This is a genomic window from Candidatus Limimorpha avicola (assembly GCF_056978975.1).
On record NZ_DBMCYK010000007.1, the window covers coordinates 1 to 22,324 of the forward strand.

General features: G+C 37.5%; 21 protein-coding genes. 10 read left to right on the forward strand and 11 right to left on the reverse strand.

The window, feature by feature from the left end:
• Window positions 1–171 precede the first annotated feature (171 nt).
• The 7 genes from ACZOVS_RS04665 to ACZOVS_RS04695 all read left to right on the forward strand — a co-directional run bounded on the left by ACZOVS_RS04665 (window position 172) and on the right by ACZOVS_RS04695 (window position 7,258).
• Window positions 172–2,127, forward strand: a complete 1,956-nt coding sequence (locus ACZOVS_RS04665; RefSeq protein WP_483996066.1) for a glycosyltransferase family 2 protein — start codon at window positions 172–174, stop codon at window positions 2,125–2,127.
• A gap of 44 nt (window positions 2,128–2,171) precedes the next feature.
• Window positions 2,172–3,134, forward strand: coding sequence for a transcription antitermination factor NusB (gene nusB / locus ACZOVS_RS04670; protein ID WP_483996067.1), 963 nt, complete (start codon window positions 2,172–2,174; stop codon window positions 3,132–3,134).
• Window positions 3,135–3,177: 43 nt separating this feature from the next.
• Window positions 3,178–4,242 (forward strand): type IX secretion system protein PorQ, encoded by a 1,065-nt coding sequence (gene porQ / locus ACZOVS_RS04675; protein WP_483996068.1) that lies wholly within the window; start codon window positions 3,178–3,180, stop codon window positions 4,240–4,242.
• A complete protein-coding gene (recF, locus tag ACZOVS_RS04680) occupies window positions 4,242–5,342 on the forward strand; it encodes a DNA replication/repair protein RecF (protein ID WP_483996069.1) in 1,101 nt (366 codons plus the stop codon). The genes porQ and recF overlap by 1 nt, the downstream gene beginning before the upstream one ends.
• A complete protein-coding gene (locus tag ACZOVS_RS04685) occupies window positions 5,339–5,629 on the forward strand; it encodes a DciA family protein (protein WP_483996070.1) in 291 nt (96 codons plus the stop codon). The genes recF and ACZOVS_RS04685 overlap by 4 nt, the downstream gene beginning before the upstream one ends.
• 108 nt (window positions 5,630–5,737) lie before the next feature.
• Window positions 5,738–6,304 (forward strand): elongation factor P, encoded by a 567-nt coding sequence (efp, locus tag ACZOVS_RS04690; RefSeq protein WP_483996071.1) that lies wholly within the window; start codon window positions 5,738–5,740, stop codon window positions 6,302–6,304.
• A 15-nt stretch (window positions 6,305–6,319) separates the two neighbouring features.
• Window positions 6,320–7,258, forward strand: coding sequence for an LpxD N-terminal domain-containing protein (locus tag ACZOVS_RS04695; RefSeq protein ID WP_483996072.1), 939 nt, complete (start codon window positions 6,320–6,322; stop codon window positions 7,256–7,258).
• Between the two features lie 363 nt (window positions 7,259–7,621).
• On the opposite strand, the gene ACZOVS_RS04700 is transcribed toward ACZOVS_RS04695, so the two are convergent.
• Both ACZOVS_RS04700 and ACZOVS_RS04705 read right to left on the reverse strand, forming a co-directional pair.
• Window positions 7,622–8,164 (reverse strand): ferritin family protein, encoded by a 543-nt coding sequence (locus tag ACZOVS_RS04700; RefSeq protein ID WP_483996158.1) that lies wholly within the window; start codon window positions 8,162–8,164, stop codon window positions 7,622–7,624.
• Between the two features lie 15 nt (window positions 8,165–8,179).
• On the reverse strand, window positions 8,180–9,610 hold the full coding sequence (locus ACZOVS_RS04705) for a Gfo/Idh/MocA family protein (RefSeq protein WP_483996073.1): 1,431 nt from the start codon (window positions 9,608–9,610) through the stop codon (window positions 8,180–8,182).
• Window positions 9,611–10,538: 928 nt separating this feature from the next.
• Between ACZOVS_RS04705 and ACZOVS_RS04710 the strand changes: the two genes are divergently transcribed.
• Window positions 10,539–11,627, forward strand: a complete 1,089-nt coding sequence (locus ACZOVS_RS04710) for a phosphotransferase enzyme family protein (protein ID WP_483996159.1) — start codon at window positions 10,539–10,541, stop codon at window positions 11,625–11,627.
• The gene (locus ACZOVS_RS04715; RefSeq protein WP_483996074.1) at window positions 11,624–12,028 is read left to right on the forward strand and encodes a YkvA family protein; all 405 of its coding nucleotides are present in this window, start codon (window positions 11,624–11,626) and stop codon (window positions 12,026–12,028) included. Before ACZOVS_RS04710 ends, ACZOVS_RS04715 begins: the two co-directional genes overlap by 4 nt.
• A gap of 137 nt (window positions 12,029–12,165) precedes the next feature.
• On the opposite strand, the gene ACZOVS_RS04720 is transcribed toward ACZOVS_RS04715, so the two are convergent.
• The 4 genes from ACZOVS_RS04720 to galK are packed head-to-tail and all read right to left on the reverse strand — an operon-like array spanning window position 12,166 to window position 16,601.
• Window positions 12,166–13,443 (reverse strand): MFS transporter, encoded by a 1,278-nt coding sequence (locus ACZOVS_RS04720; RefSeq protein WP_483996075.1) that lies wholly within the window; start codon window positions 13,441–13,443, stop codon window positions 12,166–12,168.
• A 10-nt stretch (window positions 13,444–13,453) separates the two neighbouring features.
• Complete coding sequence (locus ACZOVS_RS04725) at window positions 13,454–14,509, reverse strand: aldose epimerase family protein (protein WP_483996076.1); 1,056 nt, start codon at window positions 14,507–14,509, stop codon at window positions 13,454–13,456.
• Between the two features lie 24 nt (window positions 14,510–14,533).
• Entirely contained in the window at window positions 14,534–15,433 is a 900-nt protein-coding gene (locus ACZOVS_RS04730) for a nucleotidyltransferase family protein (RefSeq protein WP_483996077.1), read from the reverse strand.
• Between the two features lie 19 nt (window positions 15,434–15,452).
• On the reverse strand, window positions 15,453–16,601 hold the full coding sequence (galK, locus tag ACZOVS_RS04735) for a galactokinase (protein ID WP_483996078.1): 1,149 nt from the start codon (window positions 16,599–16,601) through the stop codon (window positions 15,453–15,455).
• Between the two features lie 122 nt (window positions 16,602–16,723).
• Here galK and ACZOVS_RS04740 point away from each other — a divergent pair, with 122 nt between their 5' ends.
• Window positions 16,724–18,763, forward strand: a complete 2,040-nt coding sequence (locus tag ACZOVS_RS04740) for an alpha-L-fucosidase (protein ID WP_483996079.1) — start codon at window positions 16,724–16,726, stop codon at window positions 18,761–18,763.
• 15 nt (window positions 18,764–18,778) lie between these two features.
• On the opposite strand, the gene coaE is transcribed toward ACZOVS_RS04740, so the two are convergent.
• From coaE to ACZOVS_RS04765, 5 genes are read right to left on the reverse strand one after another with little or no spacing between them, the layout of a single operon-like run.
• Window positions 18,779–19,372, reverse strand: coding sequence for a dephospho-CoA kinase (gene coaE, locus ACZOVS_RS04745; RefSeq protein WP_483996080.1), 594 nt, complete (start codon window positions 19,370–19,372; stop codon window positions 18,779–18,781).
• Window positions 19,373–19,380: 8 nt separating this feature from the next.
• On the reverse strand, window positions 19,381–20,325 hold the full coding sequence (locus ACZOVS_RS04750) for a YbbR-like domain-containing protein (RefSeq protein WP_483996081.1): 945 nt from the start codon (window positions 20,323–20,325) through the stop codon (window positions 19,381–19,383).
• A 19-nt stretch (window positions 20,326–20,344) separates the two neighbouring features.
• The gene (yajC, locus tag ACZOVS_RS04755; RefSeq protein WP_483996082.1) at window positions 20,345–20,656 is read right to left on the reverse strand and encodes a preprotein translocase subunit YajC; all 312 of its coding nucleotides are present in this window, start codon (window positions 20,654–20,656) and stop codon (window positions 20,345–20,347) included.
• Between the two features lie 15 nt (window positions 20,657–20,671).
• Window positions 20,672–21,124: a DUF1573 domain-containing protein gene (locus ACZOVS_RS04760; RefSeq protein WP_483996083.1), complete on the reverse strand. Its 453-nt coding sequence runs from the start codon at window positions 21,122–21,124 to the stop codon at window positions 20,672–20,674.
• Window positions 21,125–21,160: 36 nt separating this feature from the next.
• Window positions 21,161–22,207 carry a T9SS type B sorting domain-containing protein gene (locus ACZOVS_RS04765; protein ID WP_483996084.1) on the reverse strand — a complete coding sequence of 349 codons (1,047 nt, stop codon included), beginning with the start codon at window positions 22,205–22,207 and terminating at the stop codon, window positions 21,161–21,163.
• Window positions 22,208–22,324: the final 117 nt, after the last annotated feature.

Below are 22,324 nucleotides of genomic sequence, written 5' to 3' on the forward strand. Positions count from 1 at the left end.
AATTAACCGAAGACCAAGGGAAAAATTAAACTTCTCCACTCCAAAAAAGGAGTTCTTCAAATTTATTTCGTAATATTGCACTTGCTGTTTGACTCTACCGAGTTGAACAAGTTTTTAAAGATTTTTTTCAGTTCGAAATTAAGATGTATATTTGCAATCTAAAATATATCCATGAAATTATCTATAGTCATAGTTAACTATAATGTAGAGCATTTTCTTGAACAATGTCTTTATTCGGTTCGAAGAGCATTGAAAGGTATTGAAGGAGAGGTCTTCGTAGTTGACAATAACTCTGTTGATGGTTCTTTGAAGATGCTTGCCGAGAAGTTTCCGGAGGTAAAAGTTATTGCTAACAAAGACAATGTGGGTTTTAGTCGTGCCAACAATCAGGCTATACGTATTTCAAAGGGTGAATATGTACTGTTGCTTAACCCTGACACTGTGGTGGAGGACGATACTTTCAGCAAGACTTTGAATTTCATGGATTCTCATCCTGATGCCGGTGGTCTTGGCGTTAAGATGGTGGATGGGAAAGGTCGTTTCTTGCCTGAATCGAAGAGAGGATTGCCGACACCGGAGACAGCGTTTTACAAGATATTCGGCTTGTCAAGCCTTTTTCCTCATTCCCGTCGTTTTTCCAAATATCATCTTGGATATCTTGATGAGAACGAGATAAATAAGGTTGATATACTTGCCGGGGCTTTTATGTTGCTGCGCCGAGAAACTCTCGACAAATGCGGATTGCTCGATGAGACATTTTTTATGTATGGCGAAGATATAGACCTCTCGTACAGGATAACGCTTGCCGGTTACAACAACTATTATTTCCCGGAGACACGTATCATTCATTATAAAGGAGAAAGTACAAAAAAGACAAGTGTCAACTATGTACTTGTGTTTTATAAGGCAATGGAGATTTTTGCAAAGAAACATTTCGGACAGAAACGAGCCAGAATGTTTTCTTTCTTTATCAATATAGCGATTTATTTCCGGGCTTTTATAGCTTTGATAATGCAGTTTTTGAACAAGGCGGTGCAGCCTATACTCGATGCCGTTTTGGGTTATGCAGGTCTCGCAACCATTAGTTATGTTTGGGGTAATGTTACAGTATATGACGGAGTGGGGAGTTATCCTACCATATTGTTTGCTGTCATCCTGCCTGTATATCTGCTGATATGGTTGCTGATGTCTTATTTTACAGGAGGATATGACAAACCGTACAAGATATATCCCGTTGTCGGAGGCGTGTTGTTTGGCAGTCTTGTAGTATTGGTCATTTATGCCCTTATGCCTGAGAATCTCCGCTTTTCGAGGGCTTTGATATTGTTCGGCATGATGTGGCTGATATTGGAAATGTCTTTAACTCGTGCCATAGGATTCTTTTTTAAATTGCCTAATTACCGTTATGGAAAGAATGCAAAAAAACGTTTTCTTGTCATCGGAAGCGTAGAAGAAACTGAACGGGTAGAACGATTGTTGAAAAGTACTTCTATAAAACCTGATTTTATAGGACTTGTGACTCCTGATAACAATTCTGAAGTCCCGGACAACTATCTTGGCAATATTCGACAGGTGCCCGATATCATCATTATTTATAAGATAACAGAGATTATTTTTTGTTCCAAAGATATATCTCATGGTATGATAATAGACAAGATGGAGGAGTGGCATGAACCTCATCTCGATTATAAAATAGCTCCTGAAGATACATTATCAATTATTGGGAGCAATTCCATAAATACAAGAGGCGACTTATATACCGTTGATATTAAGACAATTAGTACCGTGTCCAATAGAAGGTACAAAAGATTGTTCGATTTCATGTCTTCTGTTACCGGAATATTGTTTTGGGTGTTTGTTGCTTGGTTCATTAAAAAACCGTTCACCTTTTTGAAAAATTGTTTTATGGTGTTGTTCGGCAAATATTCATGGGTTGGTTATTGTCAGGTGAAAAATACTGACAGTCAGAAACTTCCGGAGATAAAAAAAGGTATCTACAATCCTGCCTCCATTGTGAATAATGAACTCAATGACTCTGCCCTCGAAAGGCTTAATGTCATTTATGCAAGAGATTATACCGTCTTAAAAGATTTTAATATACTGCTGAGAGCATTGTTGAATCGTTGATTTTTGTATCTTTGCAGCCTGTTCTGTGTGTTAATATTTTAGTTATGTTGAATAGAAGAGTTTTAAGAGCCAAGGTTTTGCAAGCAGTATATGCTTATGTCGAATCAGGTGAGGAAAATGTTGAAGTAGGAGTTAAATATCTGCTTGAAAGTATTGATAAACTGTATGAATTGTTTATCTGGCAATTGTCTTTCCTCGTTGAAACAAAACGTTTTGCAGAGAGAAGAATTGATGAAAACAAACATAAACATATCCCTACACCTGAAGATTTGAATCCCAACATGCGTTATGTCAACAACAGAGTGCTTCTTGCAATAGAGGATAACAAGGAATTTCGAAAAAAAGAAACTGCTCTTAAAATCAACTGGGCTGATGATCAGGATATAGTGAGAAAATACTATAACATGATGCGCTCTACTCCGGAATATCTCGCCTATATGGATACCGAAAAGGATTCTTTCAGTAATGACAAGGCTTTTCTTATCAGTATGGTTGAGAACTATTTTTCCGACCTTGAGGTGCTGCAGGATTATTATGGAGAGAAAAGTATCTTCTTTGTCGATGATTATCATTTCGTTACTTCAATGTTACAGAGGTTTCTCAGCGATATTAAACAGGACTTTGGAATAGATTCTCATCTGCCAGCCATTTATCGCACCGAGAGAAATGAAGTTAATGAGGATAAAGAGTTTGTAAAAGATTTGTTCCGTCAAACTATAAAAAATTCCGATGAATATGGCAGGCTTATAGGTAAAAATATATCTAATTGGGAGAAAGAACGTGTTTGTGTGATGGATATGATAATCCTGAAAATGGCTCTTGCTGAAATGCTTTGTTTTCATGAGATCCCGGTTAAGGTTTCTATTAATGAATATATAGAACTGTCAAAATATTTCAGTACCCCTAAAAGTAAGATTTTTGTCAATGGTATTCTTGACCGATTGATGAATCAACTTAATGAAGAGAATAAAATTGTTAAAAAAGGAGTCGGTCTTCTCGATAAATAATAATATTTTGCTATCTTTGTCGTTATAAACAAAATTTTATGATGTGAAAAAATATTTACTGATATCTTTCTTGATGTTTTTAGGGTTTTTTAATGCCCGAAGCCAGGTTTCTGACGGTACATACGGATTTCTGAACACTACTCATTCAGCTCGTGTTGCTGCACTCGGTGGTACGTTGGTGCCTATTCAAGATTCCGATATTCAGTTGACTGTATTTAATCCGGCACTCATCAATGCCGAGATGAATAATGCTATTGCGTTGTCCTATGTGGATTATTATTCGGACATTAATTTTGCTTCAATACAATATGGCAGGACTTTTGATAAGATAGGCTCTTTCGTTGCTACGGTACAGTTCCAGAACTATGGACGTTTTTACTATGCCGATGAGTCTGGTTATACTGATGGTACTGTGTTCTCTCCATCAGATTATTGTTTTACTTTGGGATGGGGAAGACAGCTTAATCCTAAACTCAGTATTGGCGCAAACCTTCGTTTCGGAGGATTGCAGTATGAACAGTATTCTACTTTCGCAATTCTTGTCGATGTGGCTGCCAATTATGACCTCGGCAATGACCTGATGTTATCTGCTGCTGTCAGAAATGTTGGAGATGAGTTGTATAATAATCTTGATGGTGTAAAAAGTACTTTGCCGTTCAGAATGCAACTCGGCATGTCGAAGAAATTGGAACATCTTCCTTTTTTGTTCATGATTGTATATGATAATCTGCAAAAATGGGACCTCAGCTATGATGATCCTCTCGATTTGGAAGGTAATTATGACCCTATCACCGGTGAGACACGAGAGAAAAGCAAGGTCGCCAAGTTCGCAAATAATTTTTTTAGCCATATAGTGGTCGCCGGAGAGTTGTATATAGGTAAAAATCTTGTCATACGTGCCGGTTATAATTATGGTCTGCGCCAGACAATGAAAACGCCTACAAAAAAAGGTTTGGTGGGCTTCTCTTATGGTGTCGGACTGCGGTTATATAAGTTTAATATCAACTATTCCCGCTCCGAGATGCATATACATGGAGCCCCGAATTATATATCTATTACGACAAATCTCGACCGTTTCGTGAAAAGCAAAAATAAAACAGTGGAATAATGTACTTTAAAGAATTAAAACTGACAAATTTTAAAAATTGCTCGTCAGCAGAATTGTCATTGTCAGAGAAAATCAACTGTTTTATAGGACTTAACGGCGCCGGCAAAACAAATATTCTCGACGCTGTATATTATCTCGCTTTTTGTAAGAGTTGCTTCTCTTCCTCAGATAAACTTAATATCAAACATGGAGAGACTTTTTTTGCTATTCATGGCGAATTGCAAAGAGATGACGAAGTGGTGGATGTTATTTCTTGTGTCCAAAAGGAAAATTCTAAAAAGTCATTTAAGATAAATAAAAAAGAATACGAGAGACTCTCAGACCATATTGGCAAAGTCCCTCTTGTGATAATATCTCCATACGATAGTGACTTGATAAATGGCGGAAGCGAACTGAGACGTAAGTTTGTAGATGGCGTCATCTCACAGTTCGATGCCTTGTATCTCAATAACTTGCTTAATTATAACAGGACGCTTCTGCAACGTAATGTACAGTTGAAATCTTTTATCGACAATGGTTGTTTTGATAAAGATTTGTTGTCGATATGGGATGATAAATTAATTACATTCGGGCAATATATTTTTGAGAAAAGACGGCAGTTTGTCATTGACTTCGTGCCAGTACTGCAAAAATATTATGATATAATATCTGATGTCAGTGAGAAAGTCGAGATGGTTTATGTTTCTGAACTGCAAAATAATACATTTTCTGAACTTTTACAAAGAAATTTGGAAAAGGACAGAATGTCAACATTTACTTCTTCCGGTATTCATAAAGATGATTTTAACTTGTTAATCAATGGATATCCGATTAAGCGTTATGGCTCGCAAGGACAACAAAAGTCTTTTGTTATAGCTGTCAAATTGGCACAGTTCGATTTTAATTATAATATGAAGGGTTTTAAACCTATCTTGTTGCTCGATGATATTTTCGACAAACTCGACAATAACAGAGTCGCACAACTTGTAAAACTTGTAGGAGAAGATTATTTCGGACAGGTGTTTATTACTGATACACAGAGACAGAGAATGCAATATCTGCTCGACAATGTTAATGTGAACCATAAAATATTTGAAGTTAATAATGGAGTTGTATCATGAGAGACAATCAGGAAGTGAAAATTGGAGACCTTATCCGTCGCTTTTATAAAGACAATGACAAAGAGGATTTCATTGAAGAGATGAAAATGATAAATTCTTGGGAAAAAGTCGTCGGTAAATTTATTGCTTCACATACTCTGAGTCTGCATGTAAAAGACAAAGTGTTGTATGTACGTGTAGATGCGGATTCCTTACGGTCGGAATTGATGTTCTCTAAGTCTCTGCTAATAAAAAATCTAAATAAAATAGCTGATAAACAAATAATTACTAATATTGTTGTAAAGTAATTCAGATAAAATTTGTTTTTAATAAAAAAAATTGTAATTTTGCAAACTGAATTTGGAAGAGTTTTCTTTCATTAATAAACTTAGGTACAATATATTAACTTTGTAAATATGATTAATTCACAGGACATTAAAATCGGAACATGTATTCGTATGGACGGTAAATTGTATTTTTGTGTTGATTTTCAACACATGAAACCTGGTAAAGGTAATACAATCATGCGTACCAAACTTAAAGATGTTGTTTCCGGTCGTACTTTGGAGCGTCGTTTTGACATAGGTGAAAGATTGGAGGATGTTCGTGTTGAACATCGTCAATATCAATATCTTTATAAAGAAGAAGAAAACTATATCTTTATGAATCAGGAAGATTATGAACAAATTCCTGTTTTGAAAGATTTGATTACCGGTGTTGATTTTCTTAAAGAAGGTGATGTGGTCGATATAGTTTTCGATGCTTCGACAGAAACAGTGCTTTATGCAGAATTGCCGGTTAAGACAGTTCTGGAGGTTACTTATACCGAACCCGGCGAGAAAGGCAATACCGCAACCAATGCCATGAAGTATGCTACGGTAGAAACAGGCGCTCAGGTAAGAGTCCCATTGTTTATAAATACCGGAGACAAGATTCGTATTGATACTCGTACCGGCGAATATACAGAAAGAGTAAAAGAATAATAGAAAATTTACCTGATGAAGATACAACCAAATACGACACTTAAATGTGTTGCTGACTTCATAGAGGCTAAAAAGATGATAGGCGATCCTAATCATATCATCAGCGGTCTTAATGAGATTCATGAAGTTGAAGAAGGTGACATTACTTTTGTCGATCATCCGAAATATTATAACAAGGCCCTTAATTCGAAAGCTACTACTATCATAATCAACAATGAAGATGTCGTTTGCCCTGAAGGCAAGGCTCTTTTGATTCATGACAACCCATTCGATGCTTTTATCAAATTGATAAAGTCGTACAGGAAATTTGAGCCTGCAACGGCTATGGTTAGTCCTAAAGCTGAGATAGGAGAGGGCACCGTGATAGAACCGGGCGCTTTCGTGGCGGAACATGTTAAGATTGGAAAAAATTGTATCATTCATTCCAATGTCTCGATATATAATCATGTGATAATTGGTGATAACGTTATTATTCAAAGTGGTAGCGTTATCGGTGCTGATGCTTGCTATTTCCAGCGTCGCAAGAATAACTTCGTGAAATTTGAATCTTGCGGTCGTGTCATAATAGAAGATGATGTCGAGATTGGAGCCTTGTGTGCCATAGATATCGGTGTCACAAGCGATACAGTGGTTGGTAAGGGGACTAAGACTGATAATCATGTACAGGTTGGTCACGATGCCAAGATAGGCAAGTATTGTTTCCTCGGAGCGCATAGTGCCGTCGGTGGTGTGTCGGTGCTTAAAGATAATGTATCTATCTGGTCTATGGCAGCTGTCAATAAAGACCTTGTCATTGCTGAAGGTACTACCATACTCGCTTATTCTGCCGTTGATAAGGATACCGAACCTGGTGTCACTTATTTCGGACTTCCTGCTGAAGAGGTGAAGAAAAAATGGAAAGAATTAGCTTCGCTTAGAAGTCTTCCGGATATTATTTCCCAAATAAAAAAATAAAAATTATTCAGCCTCTCAATTGCTGAGAGGCTTTTTTGTTATATATCGTTACACTATGTCCTGTAAATTTCAGGTTCCTTTATAATGTCTTGAAAATAAAATTTATATGCCGGCAAATTATATAGAGCACTAATATTATGGCTTTGTGTTGATAATCGACAATCTGTGATAATTTGTCGGATTACAACAATATGTCGATAATATGATGTTGATGTGTTTAAAATGATTTTTTTATTTAGATACCATATAAAGATTTTTACCGGACAGCAGTTTTCAGAATGAAATGAAAAAAGTCCGGAAGTTATGCCGGACTTTTTATTAAAGTTCAATGTTGTAGTTTATCTGAGTTATAATCAGATATTATTATTTGAAATATCTGTTAAACAAACCTTCAAAGCCTTTTCCGTGACGGGCTTCGTCTTTTGCCATCTCGTGAACAGTGTCGTGTATGGCATCCAAATTACGTTCTTTTGCTATACGGGCGATTCTCATTTTATCTTCGCAAGCTCCGCATTCTGCCACCATACGTTTCTCGAGGTTTGTTTTAGTATCCCAAACCACGTCGCCGAGCAATTCGGCAAATTTTGCACAATGTTCTGCCTCTTCGAAGGCATAACGCTTAAATGCTTCAGCTATCTCTGGATAACCTTCGCGGTCTGCCTGACGACTCATGGCAAGATACATTCCTACTTCTGTAGCCTCTCCCATAAAATGGGCATTTAGGTCTTTAATCATATCGTCACCGGTACCTTTTGCAATTCCTATGATATGTTCTGTGACAAAATTGAGTTTCGTTCCTTCTTCAAGAACTTTCCATTCTACCTTTTGTTTGCATTGAGGGCAAATTTCAGGTGCCGTTTCACCTTCGTGAACATAGCCGCATATTGGGCATACAAATTTTTTAATCATTTTATTACGTTTTTAATCAGTTGTTATTTTTTTTGTTGCAAATTGGAATCCATTTACTTTTTTCCAATCTCCTCTTGTGAAGTCCGGCATCTTGACAGGCATGCCATTATTTTCTATTGAGGCAGCCGAGAGTTCTCCGATACAGGACCATTCAGCAGCATCATATACGTCTTGATCTAATGGCAATCCGTTTTGCAAACAGTAAATCAGACGATAATCCATGATGAAGTCCATACCACCATGTCCGCCAACTTCTTTAGCCAATTCTTCTATCTCAGCAACAATTGGGTGCTTGTAAACTGTTAACAATGAGTCTTTTATATGTTGAGGGACCCAGTCGTGATAGTCTAACTTCTCATGATCCGGTACCATGCCTTCCGGAAGATTCTCTCCTTTCAAAGTAAATCCTTCAATAGGATATTTATTCGCAAAACCTTCTGTTCCGGTCAATTGATAAAGTCTGTTGTATGGTCTTGGGGTATAAACGTTATGTTCTAACAAGATGGTTTTCCCCTTGTTTGTTTTTATTAGAGTTGTTGTCATGTCGCCGTTGGCGAAAGTATCTACGTTCATCATTTTTTTTGCTAATTTCTTGCCATTGATAGACGGAGTGCTCATGGAGACGAGATATTCCATTCTGTCGCCGCGGTGTATGTCAAGTACTTGACATACAGGTCCTAACCCATGCGTTGCATAAACGTCTCCACTGTGTTCCTGGTTGAAAGCCAAACGCCAATTGCCTTGATAATATTCCCAGAAAGGTTCCAAGTTGTGAATATATGCACCTTCGCCATGTATCACCTCTCCGAAAAGTCCGTGTTGTGCCATGTTTAAACATGTCATCTCAAAAAAGTCATAACAGCAGTTTTCCAACATCATGCAATGTCTTTGTGTCTGTTCAGCTACATCGACAAGTTGCCAGCATTCTTCTATGGATGTAGCAGCAGGGACTTCTACTGCCACGTGTTTGCCATGTTGCATGGCATATACTGCCATGGGGACATGGTTTTTCCAATCGGTACAAATATATACAAGGTCTATGTCATCTCTTTGACATAGCTCTTTCCATCCTTCTTCTCCGCTGTATTCAGCAGCTCTTGGAAGTGATTTCTTTTCTAATACGTTTTTCTGTACATTCTCGACACGCTCCGGTAACAAGTCGCATAATGCCTTTACTTCAACATCTTTGATATAGGTCATTCTGTTTACAGCATCCGGACCTCTCATGCCTAATCCAATGAAACCGATCCTTACCGTATCTATTGGATCTACAGAGAACTGAAGTACACTCTTTTGTCCTTCGATACGTTCCGGCTCATCAAATACTATTGTGTTGTCAACAATACTATAAGGCTTGCCTGTCTCTTTTGTGTTGCTGCCGCATTGCGTCAACCCAAGTGTCAAAATAGACAAAGTGATTAAATAAAATAATGCTTTCTTCATGATTATCATGGTTTTAGTTTAACTTTTTTTAAGAAAAATCATCTTGTAAAGATAAGAATTTTTTGATTATCTATAATTTTTTGTAAAAAAAAGTCTTGATACATGAGAATTTGGAAAAATATTGTTAATGTGATAATTATAGAAGTTTCTGCAGGCGTGAGTTTCTATCTATATTTATTTTGAGTTTGATTTAATTTTCTCATGTTATGCCTTCCATTTTTAATGACTCTGAATAATCACCTATTAATTTCTTTATTCGGATAGAGTGAATTATGATAATTTTGATATAGTAGGATAATTGCTGTTTGTTCCTTTAGTGGAAAATATAATGTTTTTCGATTCTCCCTTTGGTGCTGCTTTACTAAACTGTTCCATAATGTCGGACTCATAATTATTTGCAAATATCCTGATTCCATTATTTCTCAATATGCTATTGGAAAATTGGGATTGTCTATTGTATGAAATCTTTGAAAAATAAGCACTGTCAATGAAACATCTGCTGTCATTGATGAAAGATAAATAAGTCTATGACCCGTTACATTAAAAATTTGTAATGTTATTTGTAATTTGTAAAAGAATGTCCATTAAAATACATTTTTCTGAATAAGATACGGAATATACGGTAAATTGGAACCATTAGTATATTGACAGTTCTTTTCTTGTTCGCGGAGCGCATGGAGTTGGATTCAATGAAAATAGTTTGTTGCAATAGATTATGCCATACATGGAATTATTTTTTTCTTTTCATGTACTCATTTATAAAAAATGAGTTGTATAAAAGTATGAATAATTATTAATATTCAAATAGTTGTTGTCTGAAATCAATTATATTTAATCAACTATAAAATTGTAGAAATTATTGTTCGACATTTTTGATTTTTGTCATCTGTTTGTGAAAAAATTTGTAATTTTACGACAAAATTATCATATTATGAATTTATTGGAAATAGTATCAGCATTTGCTATTGATTGTCAGGTTGATAGAATCGAACCTTTGGGCAATGGATTGATAAATGATTCTTTTAAAGTATTTGTTGTGGGCAGTAATGTGCCAAAATATGTTTTGCAACGTATCAATAATTCAATCTTTACTGATGTAGATATGCTTCAGGATAACATTGATAAAGTTACAAGCCATATTCATAATAAGATGCTTGACAAAGGTGAAAAAGATATTGAACGTAAAGTCTTGCGTTTTCTTAGGACAAAAGACGGAAAACTTTATCATTTCGCTGATGGTAAATATTGGAGAATGATGTTGTTTATTCCGGATTCTTATACTTATGAGGCTGTTACACCTGAGTATTCATATTATGCTGGAAAAGCTTTCGGTGAGTTTCAGTCGTTATTGTCTGACATGGAACAACCTTTGGGTGAAGTGTTGCCTAATTTTCATAATATAGAGTTCAGACTGTCTCAGTTGCGTGATGCAGTGAGAGAAAATAGATGTGGAAGAGTGGGTGAAGTGCAACATTTTATTGATGCTATTGAAGAAAAAGCCGAGATGATGTGTCTGTCAGAGAGATTATATCGTGAAGGGAAATTGCCCAAGAGAGTATGCCATTGTGATACAAAGGTGAATAACATGTTATTCGATTCTGATGGTAATGTGCTGTGTGTCATTGATTTAGATACTGTTATGCCAAGTTTCGTATTCTCGGATTTCGGCGATTTCCTGCGTTCTGCAGCCAATACCGGTGCTGAGGACGACAAATGTCTCGACAATATTGATTTCAATATGGAGATATTCGAGGCTTTTGCCAAAGGTTATCTTATTGGAACCAAAGATTTTCTTACTGATATTGAAAAAGAGAATCTGCCTTACGCCGCCTTGTTGTTCCCTTATATGCAGACAGTGCGTTTTCTTGCCGATTATATTAATGGTGATAAGTATTACAAGATAAAGTATCCTGAACATAACCTTGTAAGAACCAAGGCACAGTGGCGACTCTTCGAAAGAGCGGAACAGAAAAAACATGAAATGAAACGTATCATATCATCGATAAAAATCTCATGAATTATTCTCAAAGATTTCAAAATGATGATCGTTGGGAGAAAAAGGCTAAGGATTGTATAGACGACGAGAAAAAAATGTCTCGCATTCTTGAAAAATGTTACTCTTTTTTGAATAAAAACGCTTTCTCCAAGGTACGTGATTCTTTGTCGTTGTTGTATAATTATGTTAAAGATTCTATTAAAGGAAGATATAAAACGTACAGTATTGTTAAACTTACACTTGCGGTAGCAGCTATTGTATATGTGGTATCTCCATTTGATTTCTTGAACGATTATATTCCATTGATTGGTTTTACCGATGATATAAGTGTTGTATTATGGGCAGCCAAAGCATTGAAAGATGAATTAAATTCATATTCTTATTGGAAGAATAACCAAAGTCCTGAATCTTCGACCTGTTAATCAATTTCTTGATAATAAGAAGCATGATTTTGCATGATGGGAACGATATATGCATTTTATATAATGAAAAATAAAAAATGGAATCGGCAAAATTATACCGATTCCGTTATGGTTAAATAGTTACCGTTTGTTTGTTGTCAATCTACAGGAATGTCTTTGTTGACGTTTTTAGAACCTATTAAGGCATAATATAACATGTAAACAATACCTGCGAAAATTATCCAGTAACTTGCGATGTAATTTGATGTCAAGTCGGCTATCCAACCTTGAACAGGAGGAATTATGCCACCTCCGCATACCATCACCATAAAGATTCCTGAAGCTATGGCGGTATATTTGCCAAGACCTTCAACAGCGAGGTTGAAAATGCCGCCCCACATTACAGAAGTACATAATCCGCACAGAATCAAGAACATCACAGGTAGTGGCACACTCTCAAGTCCGAAAGAGATGTCTGCACGGAAAACCGGCATCTTGACAAGTATGTCGTTGGGCAGAAGTATTGCAAGCAAGATGAACAGTGCAGCAAGTCCCAAAACAAATCCAAGCATGCCTTTGGGAGACACCTTGCCACCTATCACACCTCCGATAAGACGACCGACAAACATCAAAAACCAGTATGTACCGACTAATGTACCTGCCACTGCCGCAGAAAGTCCGAGTCCCCCTAATTCTTGAGGTTCAGTCATATAAAGGTTGGCTATACTCGGTATGGCAACTTCAACTCCGACATATACGAAGATGGCAATGATGCCGAGTCTGAAATGACGGAATGACATGGGTCCGTATGCGTCTTTTTTGTTGTCGTCTTTTTCAACATAAGGTTCCGGTATAGAAACGAAAGATAAAACTATAAATACTAATGCAAAGATACCCATTGCTATGAATAAAGCAGGATTGCCGTCTTTAATAGTGGCTTTGGATACATCACCCATAAGATAACCAACGAGTACTGGCACTATGGTCGCTGCAATGGAGTTGCATGCTCCTCCGAATTGTATAAGCTGATTGCCTTTCTTGCCGCCACCACCAAGTGTGTTGAGCATGGGATTGACGACAGTGTTGAGCATGCACATGGAGAATCCGGCAATAAAAGCTCCTGTCAAATATATGGCGAAACTCTCTATCACACCGGATAAAAACATGACTAAAACACCTGTAAAACCTACAACTATTGCCCATAATGCGGTCTTTTTGTAACCTATTTTCTTTAGCATTATGCCGGCTGGTATTCCCATGAAAGCATAAGCTATGAAGTTGGCAAAGTTGCCAAGTTGAGACATGAAGTTGCTCACCTCAAACTGATTCTTTACAATGACACCGAAAGGATTTTGAAATCCTGTGACAAATGATATCATCGCAAAGAGACAAAACATCATTGCTATAGGCAATGCATAATTCTTACTCTTTTCCATTTTTTGCATTTTATATTATTGAAAACTTGAATTTGATAATTTGTCTGTATTCATCGCCCTGATGCAACAATGCACTCGGGAAATTGGGTTTGTTGGGAGCATCAGGGAATCCTTGACATTCCATGGCGACACCTTCATAATCCTTGTAACTTCTACCGCACTTTCCTATAGGTGAACCGTTCAACCAATTTCCGGTATATATCTGTATGCCTGGTTGAGTGGTGTAAACATCGACTTTACGACCGGAATCATCACTCAACAGAGTGGCTGCGTGATTGAGTTCATTTTCCTTGTAATTGTCTAATGCCCAACAACTGTCATAGCCTTTCCCGTTTATAATGGCGTCGAAGTTAGCGTTGATGTCAGCGCCTATTTGTTTAAACTCAGTGAAGTCCATAGGCGTGTCTTTTACCGGTGCTATCTCTCCGGTAGGTATTAATTCATTAGTGGCGACAAGATAGTTATGGGCATTGAGTTTTAGTTTGTGTTCCAATATGTCGCCATTGCCTTCTCCGTTGAGGTTGAAATAGCTATGATTGGTTAGATTTACTATTGTAGTCTCGTTGGAACGGGCTGTCAACTCTATGATGAGTTCATTGTTGTTGTTCCAGGTGTATTTCACTTTGGCGAGCACCATTCCAGGATAACCTGCTTCTCCTTCTTGTGAGATGTATCCGAAGAGTATGCTTTTGTCAAGGATCTCATCTGTCCATAGTTGATTGGCAAAACCTTCGGGCCCTCCGTGCAGATGATGTTTGCCGTCACTTGTATTTAAAACCAAGTGGTAGTCTTTGTTGCCTATGCGAAAAGTGCCGTTGCATATTCTGTTGGCAAATCGTCCGGGGGTCTTGCCGGCACACGGTCCATCGCCGAAATACGACATGGGATCTCTGTATCCGAGTACAACATCATCCATCTTGCCGTTTTTATCCGGTACTACAATGGATACTATGCCGGCTCCTATGTTGCATAATGAAACACTCGCTCCATTGTCGTTGGTTAATGTGTACAGTATGATGTCAAGATCATTTTCCGTGGTCCCCCATATTCTTCTTTCTAATCTCATATTAAAGTACTTTTAGTTTAAAAATCACCAGAGTTTTTCAGGATAAATACCTTTGTCGATAAGGGCCTGTATGTTTTTTACAACTGCAGGTTTATCTTCTTTATATGTTACGCCGAACCATACAGCTTCACTTGACAAAACTTTTAATCTGGCTTTGCCGCTGTTGATAAGTTTATTGACCATCAATGGAATATAAAACTCCGCCTTGATATTGCTTTTAGCCTGACCATCCAGGAAATCCTTGAATCCTTGTTTCAGATGTGTGAGGAAATCGGGTGTGAAGCCGAAGAAATTCATGGAAACGAGAGTCTCCATGTCTAACTCATGGCTGCCGTCTTCATCATTATATGCAGCGCCTTTCTCTGTTTTACCAATTGATGTGCGTTCCACAATGGTCTGCAAATAGTGGTTTTCATCTTGTGTACAGACACCTCGTGATACGGTGCCGAAATCTGATAATGTGTTTTTCAACTTGTATGCCACCATGCTGTATTCTCCTGTTTTACCATAGCATGATTCCAGATACTTGGCAACCACTTCGTATGCCTCTTTGCCGTAAAAGTCATCGGCATTGATCGCTGCGAAAGGCTCTTTTATGACGTCAGCTGCCATCAGAACGGCATGTCCTGTTCCCCATGGTTTGACTCTTCCCTCAGGTACCGAATATCCCTCAGGGAGACAGTCCAATCCTTGATAAACATATTCCACAGGCAGCCCGAAACGCTCACTGTTGTTGATTTTTTTAAACGCATCTGCAAAATCTTTGCGTATTACAAAGACCACCTTGCCGAATCCTGCTCTTTTGGCATCATAAATAGAGTAATCCAATATCGCTTCGTTGTTAGGACCTACTCCGTCCATCTGTTTTAATGCCCCGTATCTTGAACCCATTCCGGCAGCTAATACTAATAAAGTCGGTTTCATTTTTATATGCTTTTGTAAGTTATTTTAATCTTCTTGCTCCGTCCGAGATAACTACATCATAAACCTTGGGTTCATGACCGTATTTCTTGTAAAATTTTTCTTTTGCCGTATTTATGAATTTGTCGTAAAGTTCTTTTTTTACGAGATTTATGGTGCAACCTCCAAAACCGCCGCCCATGACTCTCGACCCCGTAACTCCACATTCTTTTGCCACCTCATTTAAAAAGTCGAGTTCTTCGCAACTTACTTCATATTCTTTACTCATGCCTCTGTGCGTCTCGTACATCTTTTCGCCAACGGTCTGATAGTCTCCTCTCTCTAATGCTTCGCACACATCAAGTACTCTCTGTTTCTCGCCTATGACGTATGATGCTCTTTTATAATCTTCTTCCGACACCTCGTTTTGTACTTCTTTGAGCATATCCGCACTTGCGTCGCTGAGATAATTCACTTCATGATGTCTTGCCTTGATATGTGCGCAAACATTTTCGCATGATTCTCTTCTTTTGTTGTATGCTGATGATGCGAGTTCATGTTTCACCACAGTGTCGAGCAAAACCAACTTGTGACCTTCGGGAGCAAATGGAAAATATTCAAATTCCATGTTGCTGCAATTCAGTCTTATGAGATGGTCTTTTTTTCCGAATACTGATGCAAACTGGTCCATGATGCCGCATTTTACGCCGCAATAGTTATGTTCTGTTGATTGTCCTATACGAGCTAATTCGAATTTGTCTATTCCGAGATTATAAATGTCGTTAAGAGCAAATGCAAAGGTGCTTTCCAAAGCAGCTGAAGATGACATCCCGGCTCCAAGCGGCACATCACCAACAAAGACAGTGTCGAAGCCGTGAATCTCAAAACCTCTTTTTTGTATCTCTCTGCATACACCGAAAATATATCGTGCCCAAGCTTCATCAGGACAGTCTTCCTCTTGGATGCGAAACTCGATATAAGCATTGTAATCGATTGAAAAAGCTCTGACTTTATCAGTGCCGTTGGGTTGTATAGCTGCATAAATGCCTTTATCTATTGCGCCCGGGAAGACAAAACCTCCGTTATAATCCGTATGTTCTCCAATTAGATTGATACGTCCGGGTGACGTATATACCCGGTATTCATTACCGAAAAGTGATTTGAATTTGTTTTCTATTATTGTAGTATCCATTTTATTTCATTTAGGGGCGCAATATAATAAAAATTTATTAAATAAAACAATTTTTACGGGCTTATTTCATTTTTGATTTTTTTTTATTTTTGTTACAGTTTTTTATGCTTATTATTAAAATGATGAGATACGTAAATGGGATTTTTATTTTAGGATTTTGGTTGTTTTGTTATTCTTGTGTCAAAGCCCCGTCACCGTTACAACCTGTGCCTTCTGCCGCCCAGATTGAATGGCACAAGATGGAGACTTACGGTTTCGTGCATTTTGGACTTAACACTTTTAACGATATGGAATGGGGTTGGGGTGATACTCCGCCTTCTACTTTCAACCCTACAGACCTCGATTGTGAACAATGGGTTTTAACCATGAAAAATGCCGGCATGAAAGCCGTGATATTAACAGCAAAACATCATGACGGATTTTGCCTTTGGCAGACGCAAACTACAGATTATCACATTGGCAATTCTCCATATAAGAATGGTAAAGGTGATATAGTCAGAGAGTTATCAGATGCTTGCAGAAAACATGGTCTTAAGTTCGGCTTGTATCTTTCTCCATGGGATAGAAACAACAGCCATTACGGTTATCCGGAATATGTGGAAATTTATCATAAACAGATAGAAGAACTTACTTCATTATATGGTGAAATTTTCGAGTTTTGGTTTGATGGTGCCAATGGCGGTGATGGTTATTACGGCGGTGCCTGTGAGCTTCGTTCTATTAATCCCAAGGAGTATTATGATTACGAGAAGGCTCGCGATATTATCTACGAAAATAATCCTAATTGTATGATTTTCGGCGGCACAGTACCAACTATACGTTGGGTCGGCAATGAACATGGAGAGGCCGGTGCTACTAATTGGTGTACTTCTTTTGTGGATAATAATGATTATATTAGTTTGTACAACGGTTGTTCCGATGGCGACGTATGGCTTCCTGCCGAAGTTGACGTTAGTGTACGTCCCGGCTGGTTTTATCATAAAAAAGAAGACCATTTGCTTAAATCTTTGGCATCGTTGTCGGTCATATATTATAATAGTGTGGGGCGAAATGCAAACCTGTTGCTGAATTTTCCGGTGGCTCTGAACGGCAAAATATCTCCTGCCGATTCTTTGCGGGTGGTGACATGGCATGACATTATTAAAAATGAATTGAGACATAATGTATTGAAAAATGCTACGGTCACTGCTGATAATGTGAGAGGTAAAAATTTTTCTCCTGATAATGTAATAGATGATGATTGGGATTCTTATTGGTCGGTAAAAGACGGTTATGATGGCGGACTTATAGTGTTTTCTTTCGATAAACCGGTGAGAATGAACAGATTGATGCTTCAGGAGTATATTCCACTCGGGCAAAGGGTGGAGGAGTTTTATTTGGAAGGTCAACTTGACGGCAAATGGTTTAAAATCATGCCCTCTGACTCTATGACTACAATAGGTTACAAACGTATTTTGCGTTTTAAAACTGTTGAACTCGACAAATTGATGATTTTCTTCGAAAAATCAAAAGGTCCTTTGTGTATCAATAATATAGAGGCTTTCTGTGCTCCTGTTCTCTTGTCACCTCCAGTAATAAAACGTGATTATTATGGTTTTGTACATTTGAATATTCCCGATGACGAAGCTGTCGTGTATTATACTGTCGATGGCTCTTTGCCGGACAATTCTTCGACAAGATATGATAAGCCGTTCATGTTTAATGATAAAGGTGTGATAAAGGCTGTTACTTATGATTCTGTTAATGATAAATACAGTGATGTCGCTGTGAGACATCTTGATTTGCCTGCATCTTCTTTTGTGGTGTCTTCCCCGAGTGACAGTTATGATAAGATTTTTGACGGCGACGGTCTGTCGTCTTTGAATCTGAAAATGAATGAGTCATTTATAGAGCTGACTTTCAATGATAAACAAAAGATATCCGGTTTTAGATACCTTCCGTCACAGAATAGAAATGTTACAAGAATTATTACGGATTATCTGTTTTATGTTGATGGAAAACTCGTTTCTTCCGGTTCATTTGGCAATATTGAAAACAATCCCATTGAGCAGGTCGTTGAATTTGAGCCTGTGACAGGTAAGACTGTCAGGTTCGTACCTGTCAGGAATACTGATAATGCCGGATATTGTAATGTGGCGGAGTTCTCTGTTATTGTAGAATGAAACGAATGTGATAAATTATTGTAAGTGAAAGTCTGTAATGATGTTTCTGATGATTTCTTTCACTTTGCCGGTTATGTCGATGTCTTCGTTATTGTATATGACATAATCTGATTTCATTATTTTCAGAGTTTCGTCTTGTTGAAGTGCCATTCTTGTTCTTACTTGATCTTCACTGCAGTTGTCGCGTTTCATCACTCTTTTGATTCTTGTTTGTTCATTGGCGCTGACGAAAATAACAGTATCGAAAAAAGAATCGTAATGTTTCTCGAACAGTATAGCCGATTCGAACAATACAAGTTTTGCATTTTGGGCATTGCACCATTCGTCAAAACGTTGATTTAGTGCAGGATATAACAAGTCCTCAATGAATTTTAAAGCATCTTTATTTTTAAAAAGAAGATATGACATTATTTTTTTGTTGAGAGAACCGTCTTCAAAATAAGTCTCTTCACCGAAATGTTCTATTATAATATCTCTTATTTTAGGAACAAGATATAGTAATTTTGTTTCCTCATCCGAATAGAATACCGGTATTCCGTTATTTTTGAAGATATTACATACGAAACTTTTGCCACTTCCAATATTGCCGGTGATGCCTGCCCTTATCATTGATGGAGTTATTCGTTGGTTATGATATATTCTACTTTTGAAGGATAGAAACTGATGTTTTGAATATTGTTGGGATATATTGTAAGTTGTACCGGCAGTAAATCTTCTTTTTGTTTAAGAGATATTGTGTCGATTTCGGCATGAAACGACATGCTGTTGATATTGCTGTAATCTTTAAGAGCAACTACATATTTGACTTTGATTTTGTCAGGGAACAGTCTGAGGTAGCAGTTGGCAGGCAGGCTGATTGGTACTTCTGTTTCTGTCTCTGTGAAGTTTTCAACATCGATGAAAACATTGACATTGTCAATATTTGAATGCAGTCTTGGATCTAAGGATACGGGAATGCTTATTTGAATGTCTTTGTTGACGTTTTTTATGAATTTGAATTGAGTATAGACATGATTTATGCCGTCCAAAATGTCTTGTGGACCAAAAATTGTGATAGAATCAGGCGATGTTTTTGTGAGACCGTAATTACTGAACTGTTTCTCGTATTGTACCTGTATGTCAGGGATGACTTTGACTTTTTTAAATGCCAATTCGTTCATTACAAATATAATTTCATTGTCTTCCATTGAGACTTCGTTTTTATGAATCTGCATGAAAGAACTTACGGCATCTTCGATTTGACTTTTTCCTAAAGAAAATACATTATCACCTTTATAAATGTATTGGTTGTTTTTCAGTGATATGTTTATTTTTCGTTTTTTTTGAGTCTTGAGATAGTAGTTCAAAAGTTTGAAACCTGTTGTTGTCATGGCAACTTCAACTTTGTAATCATCTTTGTCAATGATATAGTCGGCCGGGACATCGGTAAAATGTACGTCAAAAGGTACAACAACAGTATATGTGGCTGATAGTTTGATTATCAGCCACAATAATGCTGACAAAAAGATGAAAAACAGTATTTCACTAATCTTGTGACCTCCGTTTGTTTTATCTTTTGCCATTTTTTTCGAAGTAAAAATATTAACGAGCTATGTCGCTTGGATTTGCTATTATTGAAGATTTCTCCACTTCAATTTTTGCATTTGTGTCAACGGAAAGAATAACGGTACGTTCTTTTACTTCGTCAACGATGCCGTGAAGTCCGCCTATTGTTATTACCTTGTCGCCTTTTTTAAGACTTTCGCGGAATTGTTGTTGTTCTTTGTTTTTCTTGTTCTGAGGACGAATGAAGAACAGCCAGAATAGCACGAAAAGTACTGCTATCAAGATAATGCCTGACCATTGGCTGGTACCGCCTGTCTGTTGTAGTAAGAATAAATTTAATGTTGTCATATTAATGTGTTTTTATTAAAAGGTATCTACTGTTTCAACCTGGGCTTTGATACGTATCACCGACTCTGAAGGGTTGGTATTGGCTTTCACTACAATGCGTTTGTTTTGAAAACCTCTGTTTCCGCTACTGTCGAACGTGATGACTATTTTGTCTTCTCCGCCAGGTTCTATGGGATGTTTGGGATATTGAGTGTTAGTGCATCCGCATGTCTTTTCCACTGCTGTAATAATAAGCGGAGCATCTCCTGTGTTCTTGAACTTGAAAGCATAACTGACTTGTTCGCCTTGTATCAATCTGCCGAAATCGTGTTCTTTGACACTGAATGTCAGAACTGGTTCTTTCTCCGTCGATTTAGGTGTGCCGGCAGTAGCCGGATTGTGGACTAAGTCTGTGCTTATTTTGCTCTGTTCGTTGCCGCATGCACTTAACAATAATATCAAAATAACAGATATAACCAAATTTTTCATAACTATATAACTCTCTTTGTTGTCAAAAGTTTTATTTTATCTTCCACTTGCAAAAATACTAACAGAACCCTGGTATCTCTGGTTGCTTTGTGCGCCTACACATTCTATTACATAAAAATATGTGCCGTCGGGCAGATTGCCTCCGTCCCAGTCGTTTTTGTAATCATTAGACTGATATACGATGCGTCCCCAACGATTGAATATAACGAGTTTAGTCCTCATATAGTATTCGTTCAATGTGGTATATGGTTCGTATTCAAGTCTCTTTTCATTGTTTGAACCTCCACTTTCATCATATCCGATAATGAAATAATCATTTATGCCATCACCGTTGGGAGTGAAAATGTTGGGTATTTTCAATTTAACAGGCAATACTTGTATGGAAGTCAAATATGCAGTGTCGCAACCTTGTGGGTTGGTGACGGTGAGACTGATTTCGAACTCTCCTTCCTGCGAATATGCTTTTCTTGGCTCTTCAGCTGTCGATGTGGTGTTGTCGTCCAAAAATTCCCAGAAGAAATTTGTCACCTCTATTGAGTCAGTCATATTTTCAAAAGAAAAACTTGCAAAAGGATTTTGTATGTAAATGGTGTCTCCGGGATCTTTTGAAATTTCAATCTTCGGATTTGGATATGCAACGGGCATGAATGTACCTGTCTGTACACAACCGTTTTCATTGGTAACCAATATTTCGTATTCTCTCCATGCCATTAATCCCATCGCGGTGTTGGGATTTGGACAATACGGTACATTTTGCCATTGATATGTGAAAGAATTGTAAATGTCGCTTTTTGCCGTCGCCACCACTATTGCATTTTGTCCGTTTTCGGCATTGTTGTCACTGCATGTCAACTGCGTCTGTTCAAATTCTATTTCAAAAGGTTCATACATCCTTATGGTGATGCTGCTGTGGCAAAAATCATTTGGATTGTTCTTGTTTCTTACATCGACGGAATATTGAACGTTGTCTTCAAGTATTTCTACGAGGATAATGTTTTCGGTGTCTCCCGTGGACCATTCATATTCATAATCTGGATTGAACTCAACACTGAGTACCAATTCAGTTCCATAACATACAGGCATGGTCACATTTTCATCTAATTGTATTTCGCAATTTATCTGTGAACTTGCACTTTTTGGGAAAACCATAAGTGCAAACAATACAATTAGACATGTTGCTATGTTGATTTTTGTTTTTCC

Excerpts from the sequence above, each read along its gene's own strand:
- ACZOVS_RS04705 (WP_483996073.1), bottom strand. The coding sequence starts at position 9,610 with ATGAAGAAAGCATTATTTTATTTAATCACTTTGTCTATTTTGACACTT.
- ACZOVS_RS04695 (WP_483996072.1), top strand. The coding sequence starts at position 6,320 with ATGAAGATACAACCAAATACGACACTTAAATGTGTTGCTGACTTCATA.
- ACZOVS_RS04685 (WP_483996070.1), top strand. The coding sequence starts at position 5,339 with ATGAGAGACAATCAGGAAGTGAAAATTGGAGACCTTATCCGTCGCTTT.
- ACZOVS_RS04730 (WP_483996077.1), bottom strand. The coding sequence starts at position 15,433 with ATGAAACCGACTTTATTAGTATTAGCTGCCGGAATGGGTTCAAGATAC.
- recF (WP_483996069.1), top strand. The coding sequence starts at position 4,242 with ATGTACTTTAAAGAATTAAAACTGACAAATTTTAAAAATTGCTCGTCA.
- ACZOVS_RS04765 (WP_483996084.1), bottom strand. The coding sequence starts at position 22,207 with ATGCCTGTATGTTATGGAACTGAATTGGTACTCAGTGTTGAGTTCAAT.
- ACZOVS_RS04665 (WP_483996066.1), top strand. The coding sequence starts at position 172 with ATGAAATTATCTATAGTCATAGTTAACTATAATGTAGAGCATTTTCTT.
- ACZOVS_RS04725 (WP_483996076.1), bottom strand. The coding sequence starts at position 14,509 with ATGAGATTAGAAAGAAGAATATGGGGGACCACGGAAAATGATCTTGAC.
- ACZOVS_RS04715 (WP_483996074.1), top strand. The coding sequence starts at position 11,624 with ATGAATTATTCTCAAAGATTTCAAAATGATGATCGTTGGGAGAAAAAG.
- ACZOVS_RS04760 (WP_483996083.1), bottom strand. The coding sequence starts at position 21,124 with ATGAAAAATTTGGTTATATCTGTTATTTTGATATTATTGTTAAGTGCA.
- ACZOVS_RS04740 (WP_483996079.1), top strand. The coding sequence starts at position 16,724 with ATGAGATACGTAAATGGGATTTTTATTTTAGGATTTTGGTTGTTTTGT.
- ACZOVS_RS04720 (WP_483996075.1), bottom strand. The coding sequence starts at position 13,443 with ATGGAAAAGAGTAAGAATTATGCATTGCCTATAGCAATGATGTTTTGT.
- efp (WP_483996071.1), top strand. The coding sequence starts at position 5,738 with ATGATTAATTCACAGGACATTAAAATCGGAACATGTATTCGTATGGAC.
- nusB (WP_483996067.1), top strand. The coding sequence starts at position 2,172 with ATGTTGAATAGAAGAGTTTTAAGAGCCAAGGTTTTGCAAGCAGTATAT.
- galK (WP_483996078.1), bottom strand. The coding sequence starts at position 16,601 with ATGGATACTACAATAATAGAAAACAAATTCAAATCACTTTTCGGTAAT.
- coaE (WP_483996080.1), bottom strand. The coding sequence starts at position 19,372 with ATGATAAGGGCAGGCATCACCGGCAATATTGGAAGTGGCAAAAGTTTC.
- ACZOVS_RS04750 (WP_483996081.1), bottom strand. The coding sequence starts at position 20,325 with ATGGCAAAAGATAAAACAAACGGAGGTCACAAGATTAGTGAAATACTG.
- yajC (WP_483996082.1), bottom strand. The coding sequence starts at position 20,656 with ATGACAACATTAAATTTATTCTTACTACAACAGACAGGCGGTACCAGC.